Consider the following 17,902-nt stretch of genomic DNA (forward strand, 5'->3'; position numbering starts at 1 on the left):
TCCTATCCTGCCTCCTCGCCCCCGAACAGGGTGAGGGCGGTGTTCACCAGCCCGATGTGGCTGAACGCCTGCGGGAAGTTGCCGAGCTGGGCGCCGGACACGGGGTCGTACTCCTCGGACAGCAGCCCCACGTCGTTGGCCAGCCCCAGCAGCCGTTCGAAGAGGTCCCGCGCCTCCTTCGTACGGCCCGTCATGTGCAGGGCGTCGGCGAGCCAGAACGAGCACACCAAGAACGTGCCCTCGCCGCCGGGCAGCCCGTCGACGGGGGTCTCCGCGGCGCTGTACCGCCGTACCAGTCCGTTGTGCTCCAGCTCCGTGCGGATCGCGTCGATGGTGCCGACGACACGGGGATCGTCGGCGGGCAGGAAGCCGGCGCGGGGGATCAGCAGCAGGGACGCGTCGAGTTCGCGTGAGCCGTAGTACTGGGTGAAGGTGTTGCGTTCGGGGTCGTAGCCCTTCTCGCAGACCTCGTGGTGCACCTCGTCGCGCAGCGCGCGCCAGCCGTCCAGGTCGCCCCGCAGCTCCGGGAAGGCCTCCAGGGCGCGCACGGCGCGGTCGGCGGCGACCCACACCATCACCTTCGAGTGGACGAAGTCGCGGCGGCCGCCGCGCACCTCCCACAGTCCCTCGTCCGGCTGCCGCCAGGAGGACCGGAGGAAGTCCAGCAGGACGCTCTGCAGGGACCACATGTGCGGTTTGGCGGGCAGGCCCGCCCTACGGGCCAGCGACAGCGAGTCCATGACCTCGCCGTACACGTCCAGCTGGAGCTGTTTCACGGCCTCGTTGCCGATGCGTACCGGCCGGGAGCCGCCGAAACCGGACAGCCACGGCAACTCGAACTCGGGCAGCCGCCGTTCGCCCGCGACGCCGTACATGATCTGGAGGTCCGCGGGGTCGCCGGCGACCGCGCGCAGCAGCCAGTCCCGCCAGGCCTCGGCCTCCTCCAGGTAGCCGCACTGGACGAGGGCACCCAGGGTGAGCGTGGAGTCCCGCAGCCAGCAGTAGCGGTAGTCCCAGTTGCGCACGCCGCCCATCTCCTCCGGCAGCGAGGTCGTGGCCGCGGCGACGATGCCGCCGGTCGGTCGGTAGGTGAGCGCCTTCAGAGTGATCAGGGAACGGACCACGGCATCCCGGTGCGGACCGTCGTAGCGGCAGCGCGCCGACCACGCCTGCCAGTCGGCCACGCTGCTCTCGAGCGTCTCGAAGGGGTCGGTCAGCGGGGGGCGCGGCTCGTGCGAGGGGTGCCAGGTGAGGACGAAGGCGACCTTCTCGCCGGCCTCGACGGTGAACTCCGAGTGCGTCGCGAAGTGCTCGCCCCAGGTGTGGACCGGGGGTTCGCTGCGCAGCCAGGTGGCGTCGGGTCCCGCGACGGCCACCCGCTGCCCGTCGGACCTGCGCACCCACGGCACGATCGAGCCGTACTCGAAGCGCAGCCGCAGCGTGCTGCGCACGGTGACCCGGCCGGTGAGCCCCTCCACGACGCGTACGACGTCGGGGGCGACGTCGCGCTGCGGCATCAGGTCGGTGACGCGCACCGCGCCCTCGTCGGTCTCCCACTCGGTGTCCAGGACGAGGGTGCCGGGGCGGTACGCGCGTCTCGTGCACCGGTCCGCGTGCTTCGGGGCGATCCGCCAGTGGCCGTTCTCCTCGTCCCCGAGCAGTCTGGCGAAGCAGGCCCCCGAATCGAAGCGGGGCAGGCACAACCAGTCCACGGAGCCGTCCGTGCCGACCAGGGCGGCGGTCTGTTCGTCGCCGATGAGGGCGTAGTCCTCGATACGGGGGATCCGGGTGACCGGTGGGGTTCGGGGGTGCACGCAGTGGCGCTTCCCGGCCGGTCGCGGGGGCAATCAGGGGTGCGGCCGGGGGAGTGACGCCGCCGTGCCCGAGAAGATCACTCCCGGGTGCGCGGGAGTCTGGTTCAGCACCCACAGTCCGATCAGCGTGGCCAGCGCGAACACGACCGCGATGAGGACGGTGAGGACGAGCCGGCGGCGGCGTTCCCGGCGCAGCCACTCGCCGCGTGCCGTGCGGTAGGCGTCGGGCGCCGCGTGCACCTTGCCCGCCAGCGCGGCGAGGGCCTCCTGGAGTTCCCGCTCGGTGCGGTCCGGACTCGCGTCGTTCATCATCGCCGGGCCTCCATCGCCTGGGTCAGGGCGGCCAGGCCGCGCGCCGTGTGGGTCTTGACGGAACCGCAGGAGATGCCCATCGCCGAGGCGATCTCGCTCTCCTTCAGCCCGAGCCAGTGCCGCAGCACCAGCGCCTCGCGCTGCCGGGCGGGCAGTTGCTGGAGCGCGTCGATGAGGACGCGCTGGTCGTCGTGGAGGAGCGCGGTGCTCTCGGCGGAGGCGACGAGCTCGTCCGCTCTCGTCGGGGGATTCTCCACGTGCTTGCGGGCCACCTGGAGGTGGCGTATCCGCATCCGCGTCAGATTGCAGACGGTGGAGCGCAGATAGGCCTCCGCGGCCTCGGTGTCCCTGAGGCGCCGCCACTTCCGGTAGATCTGGTAGTAGGCCTCGGCGACCACGTTCTCCGGGTCGTCGGCGCCGAGCAGCACGGCGAGGCGGAGCATGGAGGCGTAGTGCAGCTCGAAAAGGTGGGCCACACCGGCCTCGCGCTCCAGTTCGGCCGGGTCGGCCGCCGCGGGGGTGAGCGGGGCGGGCACGGGGGTGCCGGCTCTCAGATGCTGTCTCACGGGTTGTTCGCTCCCGTCTCGGGGCGCCGCCTGACGGTCAGGCGCGACGGTAGGTCGGTCGAGTCGGCGCCGCGCGGGACGCCGAGCCGTTCGAGGGCCGCGGTTCCGGCCAGGGCGACGGTCAGATTGAGCAGGAGGGCGACGAGACCGGCGTAGACCTGGAAGGGCCCGCTGCCGAGCGAGGAGAAGCCCTCGCGGACGACGAGGAAGGTGCCGGCCAGCATGCCCGCGCCCCACCCGGCGAGCAGCGCCCGCGGATGCAGCCGCCCGGTGAACAGGCCCACGGCGACGGCCGGGAAGATCTGCAGGATCCAGACCCCGCCGAGGAGCTGGAGGTTGACGGCGTCCTGGTCGCGCAGCCCGAACACGAACGCCACCGCGCCCACCTTCGCCGTCAGCGACACCGCCTTGGCGATCCGCACCTGCCGCTTGGGCGTGGCCGTGGGGTGCACGTACTCGACGTACACGTTGCGCACGAAGCTGGTGGCCGCCGCGATCGACATCACCGCGGCCGGCACCAGCGCCCCCACGGTGATCGCGCCGAACACCAGCCCGGCCAGCGGCCCCGGCATCAACCGGTCCACCAGCATCGGTACGGCGGTCTCGGCACCGCCCTCCGGTGCCTGGACGCCCGCCGCGAGCGCCGCGATGCCGAGGAACCCGAAGAGGGCGAGCAGCGCCGTCCAGGCGGGCAGGGCCACGGCGACCTTGCGCAGGGTGCGCGGGCCGTCGGCGGCGAACCCGGCGGTCAGGACGTGCGGGTACATCAGCAGGGCGAGGGCGGAGCCGAGGGCGAGGGTGGCGTAGGCGGGCTGCTGCTGCGGGGAGAGGAGCAGGGCCGGTCCGCCCAGGCGTTCGGCGGCCCCGTCGAACACCGCGCCAGGACCGCCGAGCCGCTCCAGGACCAGCCAGGTGACGGCGGTGAGCGAGACGAAGACGGCGACCGCCTTGAGCGCCGAGATCACGGTGGGCGCCCGCAGCCCGTGCCGGTAGGTGGCCACCGCGAGCCCCGCGAACAGCGCCACCATCACCAGGTCGCCGGTCGCGCCCCGCGGATACACGCCCCCGGCCGTCAGCACCGCCCGTATCCCGAGCAGCTGGAGCGCCAGATACGGCATGGTCGCCAGAATCCCGGTCAGCGCGACCACCAGGGCCAGCGGCGGCGAACCGTAGCGGCCGCGCACGAAGTCGGCGGCGGTGATGTAGCCGTGCCGCCGGGCCACCTCGCCCAGGCGGCTGAGCAGCACGAAGGCGATGGGGCACACGATCACCGTGTATGGCACCGCGAAGAACGCGGCCCCGCCGTTGCCGTACGCCAGTCCCGGCACGGCGGTGAAGGTGTACGCGGTGAAGATCGTGCCGCCCAGCAGCAGCCAGGTCCACACCGGGCCGAGGCTGCGGTCGGCCAGCGCCCAGCCCTCCAGGGACGGCAACCGGTCGCTGGGGCGCAGCCGGCGCGCGGTCACGGCGAGCAGCGACGCTCCGCCGATCACGGCGAGGAACGTCGCGGTCATGGCGCTGTCGGCCATGGTCACCGTCCTTGGTGTGTCTGTGCCCTCGCGCTTAAGTTGCGCGGGCCGCCGGTTCGGATGACGGACACCGGCGGGAAATCTCCCCGGAATTCGCTGTCAACCGTCCGCGGGAGGTGGGCAACTCTTGCACAGACCGACAGCGATGGGGAGAGGAGCGCAGGTCATGGCACGGACCGGTCATCACCGGCTACGGCGCGTCGCGATCGCCGTACTGCTTCTCGCCCCCGCCGCGGGCCTGCTGTGGGTCCCGATGTACGCCGGTGCGCAGCCGCGCCTGGCGGGCACGCCGTTCTTCTACTGGTACCAGCTCGCCTGGGTGCCGGGGTGCGGTCTGTGCCTGCTCGCCGCGTATGCGCTGTCGGAGCGACATCGCCGCTGAGCCTTCTGTTGTTCGCCCTGTTCCACCGTTTCCGTTCCACCGTTTCCGGTGAGGAGCCGCCATGCCCGAGACCGTCCTTCAGCCTGCCCGAGAGGCGCCTGAAAAGTCACGTATGTCACCTCGGTCGATCCTCTTGTGGGCCGTCGTCGCGCTGCTCGGCGCGGTCGCCTGGGGCGTGCTCGCGCTGGCCCGGGGCGAGAAGATCTCCGCGGTCTGGCTGGTCGTCGCCGCGCTCGGGTCGTACGCGATCGCCTACCGCTTCTACTCCCGCTTCATCTCCCGCCGGGTCCTCGAACCCGATGACCGCCGTGCCACCCCGGCCGAACGCCTGGAGGACGGCGTCGACTTCCACCCCACCGACAAGCGGGTCCTCCTCGGCCACCACTTCGCGGCGATCGCGGGCGCCGGACCGCTGGTCGGCCCGGTGCTGGCGGCCCAGATGGGCTACCTGCCCGGCACCCTGTGGATCGTCGCGGGAGTGATCTTCGCGGGGGCGGTGCAGGACATGGTGGTCCTCTTCCTGTCCATGCGCCGGGACGGCACGTCGCTCGGGCAGCTGGCCCGGGACGAGATCGGCCGGCTGGGCGGGGCGGCCGCGCTGGTCGCGGTCTTCGCCATCATGATCATTCTGCTGGGCGTGCTGGCCCTGGTCGTGGTCAACGCCCTCGCGCACTCCCCGTGGGGCACCTTCTCCGTCGCCATGACCGTCCCGATCGCCCTGTTCATGGGCTTCTGGATGCACCGCATCCGCCCCGGCCGGGTCGTGGAGACCAGCTTCATCGGCGTCGCGCTGCTGCTGCTCGCGATCGTCGGCGGCAGCTGGGTCCAGAACTCCTCGCTGGCCTCCACCTTCACCCTCAGCCCGACGACCCTGGTCTTCTGCCTGGTCGGCTACGGCTTCGTGGCCTCCGTCCTCCCCGTCTGGATGCTCCTGGCCCCCCGCGACTACCTCTCCACCTTCATGAAGATCGGCACGATCGCGCTGCTCGCGGTGGGTGTCGTGGTCGCCGCCCCGGTGCTGCGCGCGGACGCGGTGAGCGACTTCGCGACCTCGGGCGCCGGGCCGGTGTTCGCGGGTTCCCTGTTCCCCTTCCTGTTCATCACCATCGCCTGCGGCGCGCTGTCCGGCTTCCACGCGCTGGTCTCCTCCGGTACGACGCCGAAGCTGATCCGCAAGGAGTCGCAGGTCCGCCTCATCGGGTACGGCGCCATGCTGATGGAGTCGTTCGTGGCGATCATGGCGCTCATCGCGGCGGCGACCCTGGAGCCAGGCCTGTACTACGCGATGAACGCCCCGGCGGGACTGCTGGGCGCGACGGCCCAGTCGGCGTCGCACGCCGTGGCGGGCCTCGGCTTCACCATCACGCCGGACCAGCTGACGCAGGCCGCCAAGGCGGTCGAGGAACAGTCGCTGATCGCCCGTTCCGGAGGCGCCCCGACCCTCGCGGTCGGCATGTCGGAGATCTTCTCCGGGGTGTTCGGGGGCACCGCCATGAAGGCCTTCTGGTACCACTTCGCGATCATGTTCGAGGCGCTGTTCATCCTGACAACAGTGGACGCGGGCACGCGTGTCGGCCGCTTCATGCTGCAGGACATGCTCGGCAACGTGTGGAAGCCGGTCGGCCGGGTCAACTGGAAGCCGGGCATCTGGCTGTGCAGCGCCCTCGTGGTGGCGGCCTGGGGCTACTTCCTCTACACCGGCGCCACCGACCCCCTGGGCGGAATCAACCAGCTCTTCCCGCTCTTCGGCATCGCGAACCAGTTGCTGGCCGCGATCGCGCTGGCCGTGTGCACCACGGTCCTCGTCAAGTCCGGGAAGCTGCGCTGGGCGTGGGTCACCGGGGTCCCGCTGGCCTGGGTGGTCGCGATCACCTTCACCGCGGGCTGGCAGAAGATCTTCTCCGACGATCCGCGGGTCGGGTTCTTCGCCCAGCGGGCCAAGTACGCGGACGGCATCGACGCGGGCCAGGTTCTCGCGCCCGCCAAGACGCTCGACGACATGCACACGGTGGTCACCAACTCCACGGTCGACGGGGTGCTGATCGCCCTGTTCCTGCTGCTGGTCGCGGTCGTCATCGTCAACGCGGGGGTGGTGTGCGTGCGGGCGGTCCGGGCGCCGGGGACGCTGCCGACCACCGAGGCGCCGTACGTCGAGTCGCGGATCGACGTGCCCGAGCGGGCCGGTGAGGAGCTGGTGGGGGTGCGCGCGTGACGGTGACGGTGACGGCGCGGCGGTGGGCGGGGGCCGTCCGGTGGTACCTGCGGGAGCTGACCGGGGAGGCGGAGTACGACCGCTACCGCGAGCGGCATCTGCGCCACCATCCGCTCGCGCCGGTCCCCACCAGACGGGAGTACGAGGTGCTGCGCACCCGGCACCGGGAGGCTCACCCGCAGGGGCGGTGCTGCTGACGTTCTCTGTCGTGGATCACGGGGCGGGCACACCGCCCGCCCCTCTCACCTTTCGGGACCGAGATGTTCAGACGCCGCACCGCCCTCCTGGTCCACCCCGCCCTCGACGACGACGCGCTGCACGCGACGCTGACGGAACTCCGGCCCACCCTTCAGCTGCACGGCCTCGGCGCCGGTTCGAGCCGTCCGCTCTGGCAGCCGGTCGCCGACCTCCTGGGGGACACGGGGAGGGACTGGGACCGCCGGTGGCACCGGATGTCCGTACTGGCGGACGGGTTGCCCGTCTCGGTCTGCCGGCGGTGGATCGGCGAACGCCCTGGTGACGGGGACGCGCTGGTGCTGTGGGCCTGTGTCCGCTGCGCGCGGCGGGCCTCGGTCGACGGACGGGCCGACGGACGGGGCGACGGATGGGCCGCCGTCCAGGAGGCGGAGCGGGCCTGTCTGCGCGCCGCCGAGGTCTGCCCCGACGATCCGACGCCCTGGCTGGCCCTGCTCGGGCTGATGCACTCCCTCGCCGTGCCGGCCCGGGACACCGTGCCCGTGTGGACGGAGGCCGTCACGCGGGCCCCGTGGCACCGGGGCGCCTACCACCGGCTGCTGAGCTGTCTGTCCCCGCGCGGACAGGGCTCGGTCGCCGACATGATGGACTTCGCAGGTCAGGCCGCCGCCCGTGCCCCGTACGGTTCACCGCTCGCCCTGCTTCCCGTGGCGGCCCGCGTCGAACTCGTCGCCCACCGGCAGCGGCAGATGCCCCTCGGGGCCGACAGCCACTGGAACGAACCCCGGGCCCGCGCGGAGATCGAGTGGGCCCTGACCGACTGGTTCCACACCGCGGCCCCACCGCACGCCGAGGTCGTCGCCGACCTCAACATCCTGGCCTTCGCACTGGCCCGCACGCACCGCCCGACCGACGCGGCCCCTGTGTTCCGGCGCATCGGCCGCCACATGACCCCACACCCGTGGGAGCTGCTGCCCGAGCCGGAGCGGACGTTTGTGTATTGGCGCGACCGCGAGGGCGGGTGAGGCAGTGGGGCATGCCGCGGTGGGGCGGAGGGTGATGCCGTGATTGGTGCTGTCAGGGGCGGGCTAGCGGGGCCGGGGTGTCACACCGCGGCCGGCTCCGCGTCCGTCGCGCCTTCCTGCTCCGCCTTCTCCCGGCGGTCGCGGAGTTCGCGCCGCACCAGGACGACCCACCCGATCGGAACGCCCACGGAGAACAGCCACCACTGGATGGCGTAGGCGTAGTTCAGCGCGGCGTCCTCCTTGCCGGGATCGGCGCCCATCAGTTCCGGGCTGTCACCCTTCGGCTCGGGTGCCGTCTGGGCGATGTAGCCGCCGAGCACCGTGGCACCCAGCCGCCTGGCCTCCTGCTCGCTGTTGATCAGCATGATCTGCCGGTCGGGCAGCCCCTTGAGGTTCTTGATACCGCTCGCCGCGGTCGTCTCGTCGGGCATCAGCCGTCCGGTGACGGTGACCTCGCCCTTCGGGGGAGCGGGGATCTTCGGGAACACGGTCTGGCTGGGACCGTTCGCGGGGATCCAGCCCCGGTTGACCAGCAGCACCTTGCCGTCGTCGAGGACGAAGGGGGTCAGGACGTGGTAGCCGACCTCGTCGTCGGAGTTGGTGCGACGCCGGACCACGACCTCGTCGCCGGCGTCGAAGTGCCCCTTCGCGGTCACGCTGCGGTACCGGTCGTGCGTGGTGACCGTGTGTCCGGGCGAGGTCATCCGCTCCACGGGCACCGGCTTCGCGGACAGTGCCTCGGAGACCAGCTGGTTGCGGGCGGTGCGCAACTCGTAGCGGTGCATCTGCCAGATGCCCAGCCTGATCATCGTGGGGATGAGGAGGAGGGCGACCAGCGTGAGGATCACCCACTGCCGGGACAACAGGAAGCGGTACACCCCACGACCGTACAACTCGGACGACGGGGGGCTCGCACAGGGGTGTGGGTCGGGCCCGGCCGACGATGCCCACCCGATGGAGCGCTGTCGGCTTGCGAGTGCCGGGCCGGCCCCTGACGATTCGGCTTATGACACGTTGCGAAGTGTGTGGGAACGACTACGACCTGGCGTTCACCGTCGAGACCCGGGACGGGGCACGCCACGTCTTCGACTCGTTCGCCTGCGCGATCCACCGCATGGCACCCATCTGCGAGCACTGCCGGGTGCAGATCATCGGCCAGGGCGTCGAGGTGGACGGTCACTGGTTCTGCGGCGCGCACTGTGCCCGCGCGGAGGGCAAGGTCGGCATCGTGGACAAGGTCGGCTCCGCCGTCTGACCGACACCGAGGGGTGGCGAACCCGTCGGGCCTCCTCGTGCCGTCGTACGCCCGTCGCGTCGGCAGGCGGGGACGGGACGGGGTCGGCGGTGAGGAGAGGCCGGGGATGACGGGTCTGCGGCCGCCGCCCGGCAGGAGCGCGAGCTCGCCGGCCGGGCCCGGTTCGAGCTCCTCGGCCTCATCCGCGCCACCGGCGTCACCACGCTCACCGTCCTGCACTTTCCCGACCGCGCCGCCCGCCTCTGCGACCACCTCAAGCGCTCGTAACCCTGGATGAGTTGGTTCCTCCTGCTCCCGAGCGAGAGGAAGCATCGGGTGCGCATCGGCGCACGGCCGGCCGGACCGCGCTCCCGCCGGTCCGCACGCGAGCGCGTCGCGTCCTGCACGCGGGGTATGCCTTGGCCACGCCCGCACACCTGGCGGGCGGCACCCATCCGACCGTCCGGTCTCCCCGTGAAAGGCAGTTCACGATGAGTGACACCAACGCACTGGAACCGCTGGCGACCTTCTGTGGCGAGTGCGACTGCGGCTGCCCCCAGTTGTTCGTCGACCCGAGTGCCCCCGCGGACCGCCGCGTCCTGCTCACCGACGACTTCGGCCAGCGCGTCCAGATGAGCGCCGACCAGTTCGCCTCGCTGGTGGAGGAGGCCAAGGCCGGAAAGCTGGACGGCATCGCCATCGCCTGACCGACCCGGCGCACCGGCCCCCACCGCCGATACAGCGGCCCCGGCCCGTACAGGTCCGTACGGTCATCCCTCCGACGCCGGCTCCACGTCCCGGAGAAGCTGCCCGAAGGCCGCCTCGTCGACGACCGGTGTGCCGAACTGCCGGGCCTTGACCACCTTGGACGTGTTCGAGTCCGGGTCGTTGGTGACGAGCAGACTGGTCAGCCGGGACATGCTGGTGGCGACATGCAGCCCGGCCTCGATCGCCCGGTCCTCCAGGAGGTCCCGCTCGGTCGAGGTGTCACCGGAGAAGGCGATCCGCATGCCCTGTTTGAGCGGTTTGCCGTCCTCGTACCGCCCCGGGTTGGGGTAGGGGCACGCGGGCCGCCTGCGCGCGGGCCGCCAACTGGTCGGACGGTAACCGCTGTAGCCCGCCGACTGCCGCGGCACCGCCCGGTCCGTCCACTCGGTCAGCGGCCGGCACTCGTGCAGCGGCAGCCGCACGCTTCGCGCGGCGGCGGCCCGCAGGCTCGGCCGGAACGCCTCCGCGAGCACACGCGCGTCGTCGAGGGCATGATGCGCCCGCTGCTGTACGACGCCGAAGTGGGCGGCCAGCGACTCCAGTTTGTGGTTGGGCAGCGGCAGGCCGAGCTCCTTCGACAGGACGATGGTGCACAGCCGCTGACTCACCGGCGCCAACCGGCCCGCGCGCGCGTACTCGCGGGCGATCATCTGCCAGTCGAAGACGGCGTTGTGCGCGACGAGCACGCGCCCGTCGAGGCGGGCCGAGAACTCGTCGGCGATGTCCGGGAAGAGCGGGGCGCCTTCGAGTGTCTCGCTCGTCAGCCCGTGGATCCACACGGGGCCCGGGTCGCGCTCCGGATTGACCAGCGTGTACCAGTGGTCCTCGACCTCGCCGCGCGCGTCCAGTCGGTAGACGGCCGCGGAGATTATCCGGTCGTCGCGGGCCAGGCCGGTGGTCTCCACGTCGACGACCGCGTATCCCTGCGGATACGCGGCCGGCCACGCTGTGGGGGAGGACGCTGCGGTCGTCTGGTCTTCGAGCATGGTTCACGAGGATACGGGCCACGACTGACAGTCCCTCACCGCGGCGTCGGTACAGGGCTCGCGACGACCGGGGTGCGATCCTCCGGGGATGACCGAAGAGGGTGCGAGCGCACCGGCGCACGACGAGGCACACGGCGGTGGGCTCGGCGCCCGCCTCAACTGGCTGCGCGCGGCCGTTCTCGGCGCGAACGACGGCATCGTCTCCACGGCGGGCCTCGTCGTCGGCGTGGCCGGCGCGACGAGCGACCGCGCGGCCCTGCTGACGGCGGGTCTGGCGGGCCTGTTGGCCGGCTCGATGTCCATGGCGGCCGGGGAGTACGTGTCCGTGTCGACCCAGCGCGACTCCGAGATGGCCGCACTGGCCGTGGAGAAACGGGAACTTCGCGAACGGCCGGAGGCGGAGCTGGAGGAGTTGACGGGGCTTCTGGAGGACAGGGGTCTGTCCCGTGACGTGGCCCACGAGGCGGCGGAACAACTGACGGAACGTGACGCGCTGCGGGCTCACGCACGCGTGGAGCTCGGCATCGACCCGGACGAACTGACCAACCCCTGGCATGCGGCCTGGGCGAGCTTCCTGGCGTTCACCGCGGGGGCGTTGCTGCCGCTGCTGGCCATCGTGCTGCCGCCGGCGGGGTGGCGGGTGCCGGTGACCGTGGTGTCGGTGGTGGCGGCGTTGGTGCTGACCGGGTGGAGCAGCGCGCGGCTGGGTGCGGCGCATGCGGGGCGCGCGGTGGTGCGGAACGTGGTGGGCGGGTTGCTGGCGATGGGGGTCACGTACGGGGTGGGGGTGTTGCTGGGGGCGGCGGGGGTCCGCTGACGCCCCGGCGTGGTAACTGGCGTCACCGCCCGCCGGCAGCCCCTTGGTGGAGATCGCCAAGAAGCAAGCGCGTACCACCGGTAATACTTGTGGGTAACAACGTCTAGCCCCGCCCGACCGGCGGTTCTACGGTGCACGCATGCCGAACCTCCCCGATGTCGTGGTCTGGTCCATACCCGCCTTCGTGCTGCTCACCGTCATAGAGATGATCAGCGTCCGCGTCCATCCCGACGAGGACGCGGCCGGCTACGAGACGAAGGACGCCGCCACCAGCATCGGCATGGGACTCGGCAGCCTCTTCTTCGACTTCCTCTGGAAGATCCCGATCGTCGCCGTCTACACCGCCCTGTACGAGTTCACCCCGCTGCGCGTACCCGTCCTGTGGTGGACGGTCCCCCTGATGCTGCTCGGGCAGGACTTCTTCTACTACTGGTCCCACCGCGGCCACCACGTCATCCGCATCCTGTGGGCCTGTCACGTCGTCCACCACTCCAGCCGGAAGTTCAACCTCACCACCGCGCTGCGCCAGCCCTGGACGACCCTGACCGTCTGGCCGTTCTACGTCCCCCTCGTCGCCGCCGGAGTCCACCCGGCCGCGCTCGCCTTCTGCTCCTCCGCGAACCTCGTCTACCAGTTCTGGATCCACACCGAACGCATCGACAAGATGCCCCGCTGGTTCGAGTTCGTCTTCAACACCCCGTCCCACCACCGCGTCCACCACGCCTCCCAGGGCGGCTACCTGGACCGCAACTTCGGCGGCATCCTCATCGTCTGGGACCGGCTCTTCGGCTCGTTCGTCGCCGAGACCGAACGGCCCGTCTACGGGTTGACCAAGAACATCAACACGTTCAACCCGGTCAAGGTGGCCACTCATGAGTACGTGGCGATCATCAAGGACGTCAGGAAGGCCCGGAGTTGGCGTGAGCGGGCCGGGCGGGTGTTCGGCGGGCCGGGGTGGCAGCCGTCGCGATCGCCGGAATCGGCCCCGGTGTCGGAACAGGGCCAGGGACAGGAACCGGAACCGGCTTCGGCCGGAGGGAGCGCGGCCGCGTGAGAACCCGGCCCCGGCTCCGGCTATGGGCGCGCGGGCGTGGCCTCGTGGGGCGGCAGGAGCGCGGGCGAGTCGACGTCGGACGGCTGTGGCGCGGGCGAGTGCACACCGGGCGGGAGGAGCGTGACGGGGGCCGTCCCGAGCGGCGGGCGTCCACACGCGCGAGTTCCGGGCGGGGCCCGCGCGCGCGTTCCCTCGCTGCTCTTCTGCTCGCCTGCCTCGCCGCAGTCACTCTCATCGACCTCGTCTCCCTGGCCGTCGGCTTCGCTGGCGGCCATGTCGTCGCCAAGCCCCTGCTCATGCCGCTCCTCGCCGCATGGGCGGCCGTCCGAGGCACACCACGCCTCCTCGTCATCGCGCTCGTGTGCGGCTGGGGAGGTGACGTCCTCCTGCTGTCCGACAGCGGCCCGGCCTTCCTCGCCGGCATGGCCTGCTTCGCCGCGGGCCACGTCTGCTACATCGCGCTCTTTCGGCGTCACGGCACGCCACGCACGCGTGCCCTCCTCCCGGCCCCCGTCTACGCCCTCTCCCTCGTCACCACGGTCGCCCTCCTGTGGCCGGGCCTGCCGACGGACCTCCGCATCCCCGTCGCCGGCTACAGCACCCTGCTCGTGACCATGGCGTACACCGCCGCCCGGCTCGGCCTCCTGACAGGACTCGGCGGCGTGCTCTTCCTGCTCTCGGACACCCTCATCGCGACCGGCGTCGCCGACTGGCCCCAGCTACCACGACCCGAGTTCTGGATCATGCTCACGTATGTCGCCGCGCAGTTCCTGCTGGCCAGTGGCGTACGACGAGCCCTCGAAGCGCGTCCGGGGCCGATGGCGACATACGGTGAGATCCGCTCGACCACTCCCTGAGTGCAGGTGGTCCGACGGTGTCCGCATCACCCGCGACGGCGGCGCGCAGTCCTCACCAGTGAATCGGCAACGGCAGCGCCGTCAGCAGCCCCGACACCACAACCACCAGCCCCAGGGCCACGACCTCCACGCGCGCGGGGGCACAGGCGGTCAGCGGGTCGGGAGAGCGGCGCAGCCGGGTGCGGGCCCACAGGGCGAGCACGGCGACGACCGCCACGAGGAGCACCTTGGCGAGCAGCGTGCGCCCGTAGGCCGTGTCGGTCAGTTGCTCCAGGATGGTGCCGGGCGGCATCCGGCGCAGCGAACTCCACACCCCGGTCGCCGAGATGGCGGCGAGCAATACGGCCGCCACGCGCGCGTAGAGCCCGAGCAGCGCCGCGCCCGGCGCCGCGGGGCCCCAGTGGCGCAGCGTCCGCAGCACGTGCAGCAGTCCGCCCGCCCACAGCGCCGCGCACGTGAGGTGAACCAGCGTCAGCCCGGAGCCGACCAGCGGGCTGTGCTCGGTCACGGGATGCGCGCGCAGAGCCTCCGCCGCTACCGCGGCGGACAGGGGCCACACCTGGACGGTCGGGCGGCCCGAGCGGGCGCACAGACCGGCCAGCAGGAACGCGTTGACCTCCAACAGGGCCAACTTGCCGTCCCGCGACGCGTACAGACCGCCGACATCGATCGCGGAAAGGCTGTGGGGCACCAGATTGCCGGTCGCCACGACCGACGCCAGGCCCAGCGCGGCGAGGGACCCGGCGGCGGCCGCCCAGGGAGCCCAGGAGCAAGGAACGTCCGGGGGAGTGCCGGGCACCGAGCGCACCAGCCGGCCCACGAACAGCTCGCCCAGCGGCACGCACAACGCCACGAACAGCACCGCCCGCAGCAGGGCCACTCCACCGGCCCCGGGCGCGCCGGCCTCCCCGGTGCCGTGCAGCGCGGCGGACGGCCCGAGCAGCGGTGTCGCCACGGCCACCATCGCCAGGGCGAGGACGGCGACCGCCCGGCCGGTGCCGGGGCGCCGTGCGGGGCCGCTCGCGTCGGTCACCGCGGAGGGGGATCTGGTCAACGTCACCGTACGATCTTGACCACAACGGACAGAACCGGGCAACTGTAGGGAAACAAGTGGTGGTACGGCATTCCACCCATACACACGCTTCCGGTGCGCTGTCGGTTCCGGCCGGGTCAACGCCAGCCCGGAGCGTCCGTCCCCCACGGCACCGGCGGCCGGTCCCAGTCCGTCGGGCCGCCCTCGAAGGAGACCGGCGACAGCGCGTACCGCAGCCGCCCGAGCGCGCTGTCCGTCTCCGACAACCAGGGCCCGGGATCATCGTAGGAACCGCTCCCGGCATCTCCCGCGGCCAGGACGCGGTCGCCCATGTCGTCCACACCGTCCGTCAGCCACCGGGCCGTTCTCGCGAGCGCCAGCCGCACGAACCGGCTCCCGCCCTCGTGCGACTGCTCGGTCAGCGCCCGCAACACGGCTGCCGCCAGCAGGTAGCCCGTGCCGTGGTCGAGGGCCTGCGCGGGCAGCGCGCCCGGCTGCTCCGCCGAACCCTCCAGCACCGCGATCCCGGTGGCGGCCTGTACGAGGCTGTCGAAGCCGCGCCGTTCACGCCAGGGCCCGTACGCGCCCCATGCCGACAACTGCGCGACGACCACCCCGGGCCGCCGCTCCGCCAGCGCCTCGGCGGACAGCCCGAACCGGTCCAGTGCGCCCGGCCGGTACCCGGTGACGACCACGTCCGCCGCCTGGAGCAGGTCCTCGAAGGTCTGCCGGTCGGTGGCCAGGTCGAGCGTCGCCGACCGCTTGCCGAACCCGGTGTCGGCGTGCTGGTCCCGCAGTTCGGGCAGTTGGGGTGCGTCAAGGCGCAGGACGTCCGCGCCGAGCAGGGCGAGTGTGCGGGTGGCGACCGGGCCCGCGAGAACGCGTGTCAGGTCCAGGACCCGTAGGCCGGCGACCGGCAGCAGGGGAGAGGTGCCGGTCGGCGCGAAGGTACGCGCGCGTGCCGTGTCCAGCCGCCCTCGTTCGACCAGCGGCCGTTTCGCCACCTCGGCCGCCTGCGGGTGTGCGGCCCACTCCTCGGGAGAGCGCAGGGCGACGGCCAGACCCCCGGCCGCGTACACGGCTTCCTCGACGTCCAGGGTGGACCGCTCGGCGAGGGCCGCTTCGACGGCCGCCGTGTCCTCCGGTACCCCCAGCGCGTCGAGCAGCCGTGCCCGGTGGTGCGGGTAGTTCGCGTGCGTCCGCACCCACCCGTCCGCCGTCCGCCAGAACCGGGACAGCGGTGCGAAGGTGACCGGCGCGCGCCCCTTGATCGACAGGTGACGCTCGCTCAGGAAGGCGGTGGCGACCGCACCGTCGTCCACCAGCACGGCCGGCACCTTGGTTTGCCCAGCCCGGCGCGCCCCGAGTTCGGCGGCGGCCAGCGCGCACTCACCCACGCAGGCCCGCGCCAGGTCCTGCACGGGAAGGCGCCCCTGGAGAGCGCCTTCCCGCACCACGAACTTGATTGAAGTCATGACTGCACTATGCAGTATTGACTCAATCAATATATGGACGAACCCTGATCGTCCTGTACCGCTACTTCGTCACCGCGTCCAGTGCGTCCACCGTGCCCCAGCCGTAGAAGCCGTTGCGGTTCTTGGACCCCTCGCACACCGCGTCGACCTTGCCGTCGCCGTTGATGTCGTACGGGTCCGTGCACGGCGTGGCGTCCGCCTCGGCGTACAGCAGCGCCTTCACCAGGGCCGGCGGGGCGTACGGGTGCGTCGACTTGATCAGGGCGGCCACGGCCGCGGCGTGCGGCGAGGCCATCGACGTACCGGCCATGTAGCCCCACTTGCCGCCGGGCAGCGTGCCCAGGATCAGACCGCTGGTCGCGGGCGGCGCGGGCGTCTGGTAAGCCGTCGAGTCACCGCCGGGCGCGGCGACGTCGATGATGCCCAGGCCATAGTTGGAGAAGGACGACTTGATGCCCTTGGCGCCGGTCGACGCGACCGTCACCACCCCCGGAAGCTGGGTCGGTATGTCGAAGCACTCCGACGGGTCGATCACCCGGTCCGACGGCGTGCCGTCGTTCGGCGAGGCCGGGTCGGTGATCTCGTCGGCCGCGAAATCGTAGTTCTCGTTGCCGGCCGCGGCCACGTTGACCACGCCCCGCTTCTCCGCGTACCGCGAGGCCCGGGCGACCGCGTCGACGAGGGCCTTCTGGTCCGGGTCGTCGGTGCAGTTGAAGTACCACGGGTCGGTGTAATAGCTGTTGTTGGTGACGTCGACGCCGTGCGTGGCCGCCCACATGAAGCCGCAGACCACGGCCTCCGTGTAGAAGTAGCCGTCGGTGGTCGACACCTTGATGCCCGCCACCTTCACACCGGGCGCCACGCCTGTCATGCCGACGCCGTTCTTGGCGGCCGCGATCTCACCGGCCACGTGCGTGCCGTGCGGGCTCTCCGCCGCGCTCGGCCGCCACGCCCCGTCGGTCGTGTCCGGCTTGCCCCTCACGCAGTTGACCGACGCGGCCCGGTCGAAGTTCGGCGCGAGGTCCGGGTGGGTGTCGTCCACGCCGGTGTCGATCACGCCGACGGTCACCTTGCTGCTGCCGAGCGACTTCTCGTGCGCCTTGTCCGCCTTGATCGCGGGCAGGTCCCACTGCAACGACTCCAGCGGGTCCTGGCCGGCGTCGGCGGCGGCCTGCGCGGCGGCCAGCTGCGCCGAGCTGAGCGCCTTCGGCGTCCCCTCGTCGGCCGTCGACTGCGCGGGCAGCGGCGCGTTGCGCGTGTTGCCCGCCGACTCGACCCCGCGCACCTTGCGGATGGTCTTCGCGAAGTCGGGGTTCGACGAGTGGACGACGATCACCCCGATCTCGTCGTACGACGTCACGATCGTGCCGCCGGCCTTGGCCACGGCCTTCTTCACCTGGGCGGAAGGGCCGTGCCCGGGGCGGACGTTGACGACGTAGCTGAGCGCCGTCCCGTCCGTGCCGGCGGCGGCGAGGACGTCGCTGACGGCGCCGGTGCCGGGCAGGCCGGTCGCGGACGCCGTGGCGCCCGGCAGGAAGGCCATGGCCGTCGCGATGGCCATACCGAGCGGGATCGCGAGCGTGCGCCGATAGCGCGGGTGGGGCCCTGTCATGGTGTGTATCTCTCCAGTTCGTTCTCGGTGC

Annotated in this window: 18 protein-coding genes; 9 read left to right on the forward strand and 9 right to left on the reverse strand. The window is 71.8% G+C overall.

Annotated elements, in window-relative coordinates; all coding sequences use genetic code 11:
* Positions 1–2: 2 nt before the first annotated feature.
* Genes ACGFWE_RS37525 through ACGFWE_RS37540 form a run of 4 tightly spaced genes read right to left on the reverse strand, consistent with a single transcriptional unit; the run spans position 3 to position 4,221 of the window.
* Positions 3–1,814 carry a glycoside hydrolase family 15 protein gene (locus tag ACGFWE_RS37525; RefSeq protein WP_393604644.1) on the reverse strand — a complete coding sequence of 604 codons (1,812 nt, stop codon included), beginning with the start codon at positions 1,812–1,814 and terminating at the stop codon, positions 3–5.
* 33 nt (positions 1,815–1,847) lie between these two features.
* Entirely contained in the window at positions 1,848–2,123 is a 276-nt protein-coding gene (locus tag ACGFWE_RS37530) for a hypothetical protein (protein WP_352390591.1), read from the reverse strand.
* Complete coding sequence (locus ACGFWE_RS37535; RefSeq protein WP_352390435.1) at positions 2,123–2,692, reverse strand: sigma-70 family RNA polymerase sigma factor; 570 nt, start codon at positions 2,690–2,692, stop codon at positions 2,123–2,125. The genes ACGFWE_RS37530 and ACGFWE_RS37535 overlap by 1 nt, the downstream gene beginning before the upstream one ends.
* A complete protein-coding gene (locus ACGFWE_RS37540) occupies positions 2,689–4,221 on the reverse strand; it encodes a sodium:solute symporter (protein WP_393604646.1) in 1,533 nt (510 codons plus the stop codon). Before ACGFWE_RS37540 ends, ACGFWE_RS37535 begins: the two co-directional genes overlap by 4 nt.
* 166 nt (positions 4,222–4,387) lie before the next feature.
* On the opposite strand from ACGFWE_RS37540, the gene ACGFWE_RS37545 reads away from it, so the two are divergent.
* The 4 genes from ACGFWE_RS37545 to ACGFWE_RS37560 all read left to right on the forward strand — a co-directional run bounded on the left by ACGFWE_RS37545 (position 4,388) and on the right by ACGFWE_RS37560 (position 8,035).
* On the forward strand, positions 4,388–4,603 hold the full coding sequence (locus ACGFWE_RS37545) for a DUF3311 domain-containing protein (protein ID WP_352390433.1): 216 nt from the start codon (positions 4,388–4,390) through the stop codon (positions 4,601–4,603).
* Positions 4,604–4,715: 112 nt separating this feature from the next.
* Complete coding sequence (locus ACGFWE_RS37550; RefSeq protein WP_393604648.1) at positions 4,716–6,815, forward strand: carbon starvation CstA family protein; 2,100 nt, start codon at positions 4,716–4,718, stop codon at positions 6,813–6,815.
* Positions 6,812–7,012, forward strand: a complete 201-nt coding sequence (locus tag ACGFWE_RS37555; RefSeq protein WP_352390431.1) for a YbdD/YjiX family protein — start codon at positions 6,812–6,814, stop codon at positions 7,010–7,012. Before ACGFWE_RS37550 ends, ACGFWE_RS37555 begins: the two co-directional genes overlap by 4 nt.
* Before the next feature lie 63 nt (positions 7,013–7,075).
* On the forward strand, positions 7,076–8,035 hold the full coding sequence (locus tag ACGFWE_RS37560) for a hypothetical protein (RefSeq protein ID WP_393604650.1): 960 nt from the start codon (positions 7,076–7,078) through the stop codon (positions 8,033–8,035).
* An 80-nt stretch (positions 8,036–8,115) separates the two neighbouring features.
* Here the strand turns inward: ACGFWE_RS37560 and ACGFWE_RS37565 are convergent, their stop codons facing one another.
* Positions 8,116–8,913: an SURF1 family protein gene (locus ACGFWE_RS37565; protein ID WP_393604652.1), complete on the reverse strand. Its 798-nt coding sequence runs from the start codon at positions 8,911–8,913 to the stop codon at positions 8,116–8,118.
* 128 nt (positions 8,914–9,041) lie between these two features.
* Between ACGFWE_RS37565 and ACGFWE_RS37570 the strand changes: the two genes are divergently transcribed.
* Both ACGFWE_RS37570 and ACGFWE_RS37575 read left to right on the forward strand, forming a co-directional pair.
* Positions 9,042–9,290, forward strand: a complete 249-nt coding sequence (locus tag ACGFWE_RS37570) for a hypothetical protein (RefSeq protein WP_352390428.1) — start codon at positions 9,042–9,044, stop codon at positions 9,288–9,290.
* Positions 9,291–9,760: 470 nt separating this feature from the next.
* Positions 9,761–9,976 carry a hypothetical protein gene (locus ACGFWE_RS37575; RefSeq protein ID WP_352390427.1) on the forward strand — a complete coding sequence of 72 codons (216 nt, stop codon included), beginning with the start codon at positions 9,761–9,763 and terminating at the stop codon, positions 9,974–9,976.
* 63 nt (positions 9,977–10,039) lie between these two features.
* On the opposite strand, the gene ACGFWE_RS37580 is transcribed toward ACGFWE_RS37575, so the two are convergent.
* The gene (locus ACGFWE_RS37580) at positions 10,040–11,023 is read right to left on the reverse strand and encodes a DEDDh family exonuclease (protein WP_352390426.1); all 984 of its coding nucleotides are present in this window, start codon (positions 11,021–11,023) and stop codon (positions 10,040–10,042) included.
* A gap of 88 nt (positions 11,024–11,111) precedes the next feature.
* Between ACGFWE_RS37580 and ACGFWE_RS37585 the strand changes: the two genes are divergently transcribed.
* The 3 genes from ACGFWE_RS37585 to ACGFWE_RS37595 all read left to right on the forward strand — a co-directional run bounded on the left by ACGFWE_RS37585 (position 11,112) and on the right by ACGFWE_RS37595 (position 13,751).
* Positions 11,112–11,840, forward strand: a complete 729-nt coding sequence (locus ACGFWE_RS37585; RefSeq protein ID WP_393604655.1) for a VIT family protein — start codon at positions 11,112–11,114, stop codon at positions 11,838–11,840.
* A gap of 139 nt (positions 11,841–11,979) precedes the next feature.
* The gene (locus ACGFWE_RS37590; protein ID WP_352390424.1) at positions 11,980–12,894 is read left to right on the forward strand and encodes a sterol desaturase family protein; all 915 of its coding nucleotides are present in this window, start codon (positions 11,980–11,982) and stop codon (positions 12,892–12,894) included.
* Positions 12,895–13,097: 203 nt separating this feature from the next.
* Positions 13,098–13,751: a lysoplasmalogenase gene (locus ACGFWE_RS37595; RefSeq protein ID WP_393604692.1), complete on the forward strand. Its 654-nt coding sequence runs from the start codon at positions 13,098–13,100 to the stop codon at positions 13,749–13,751.
* A 52-nt stretch (positions 13,752–13,803) separates the two neighbouring features.
* On the opposite strand, the gene ACGFWE_RS37600 is transcribed toward ACGFWE_RS37595, so the two are convergent.
* The 3 genes from ACGFWE_RS37600 to ACGFWE_RS37610 form a co-directional block, all read right to left on the reverse strand.
* Entirely contained in the window at positions 13,804–14,811 is a 1,008-nt protein-coding gene (locus tag ACGFWE_RS37600; protein ID WP_352390423.1) for a CopD family protein, read from the reverse strand.
* Between the two features lie 110 nt (positions 14,812–14,921).
* A complete protein-coding gene (locus tag ACGFWE_RS37605; RefSeq protein ID WP_393604657.1) occupies positions 14,922–16,259 on the reverse strand; it encodes a CoA transferase in 1,338 nt (445 codons plus the stop codon).
* A gap of 61 nt (positions 16,260–16,320) precedes the next feature.
* Positions 16,321–17,871 (reverse strand): S8 family serine peptidase, encoded by a 1,551-nt coding sequence (locus tag ACGFWE_RS37610; protein WP_393604659.1) that lies wholly within the window; start codon positions 17,869–17,871, stop codon positions 16,321–16,323.
* Between the last annotated feature and the right edge of the window lie 31 nt (positions 17,872–17,902).

This window comes from Streptomyces sp. NPDC048523, from assembly GCF_043199815.1.
Taxonomy (GTDB): Bacteria; Actinomycetota; Actinomycetes; order Streptomycetales; family Streptomycetaceae; genus Streptomyces.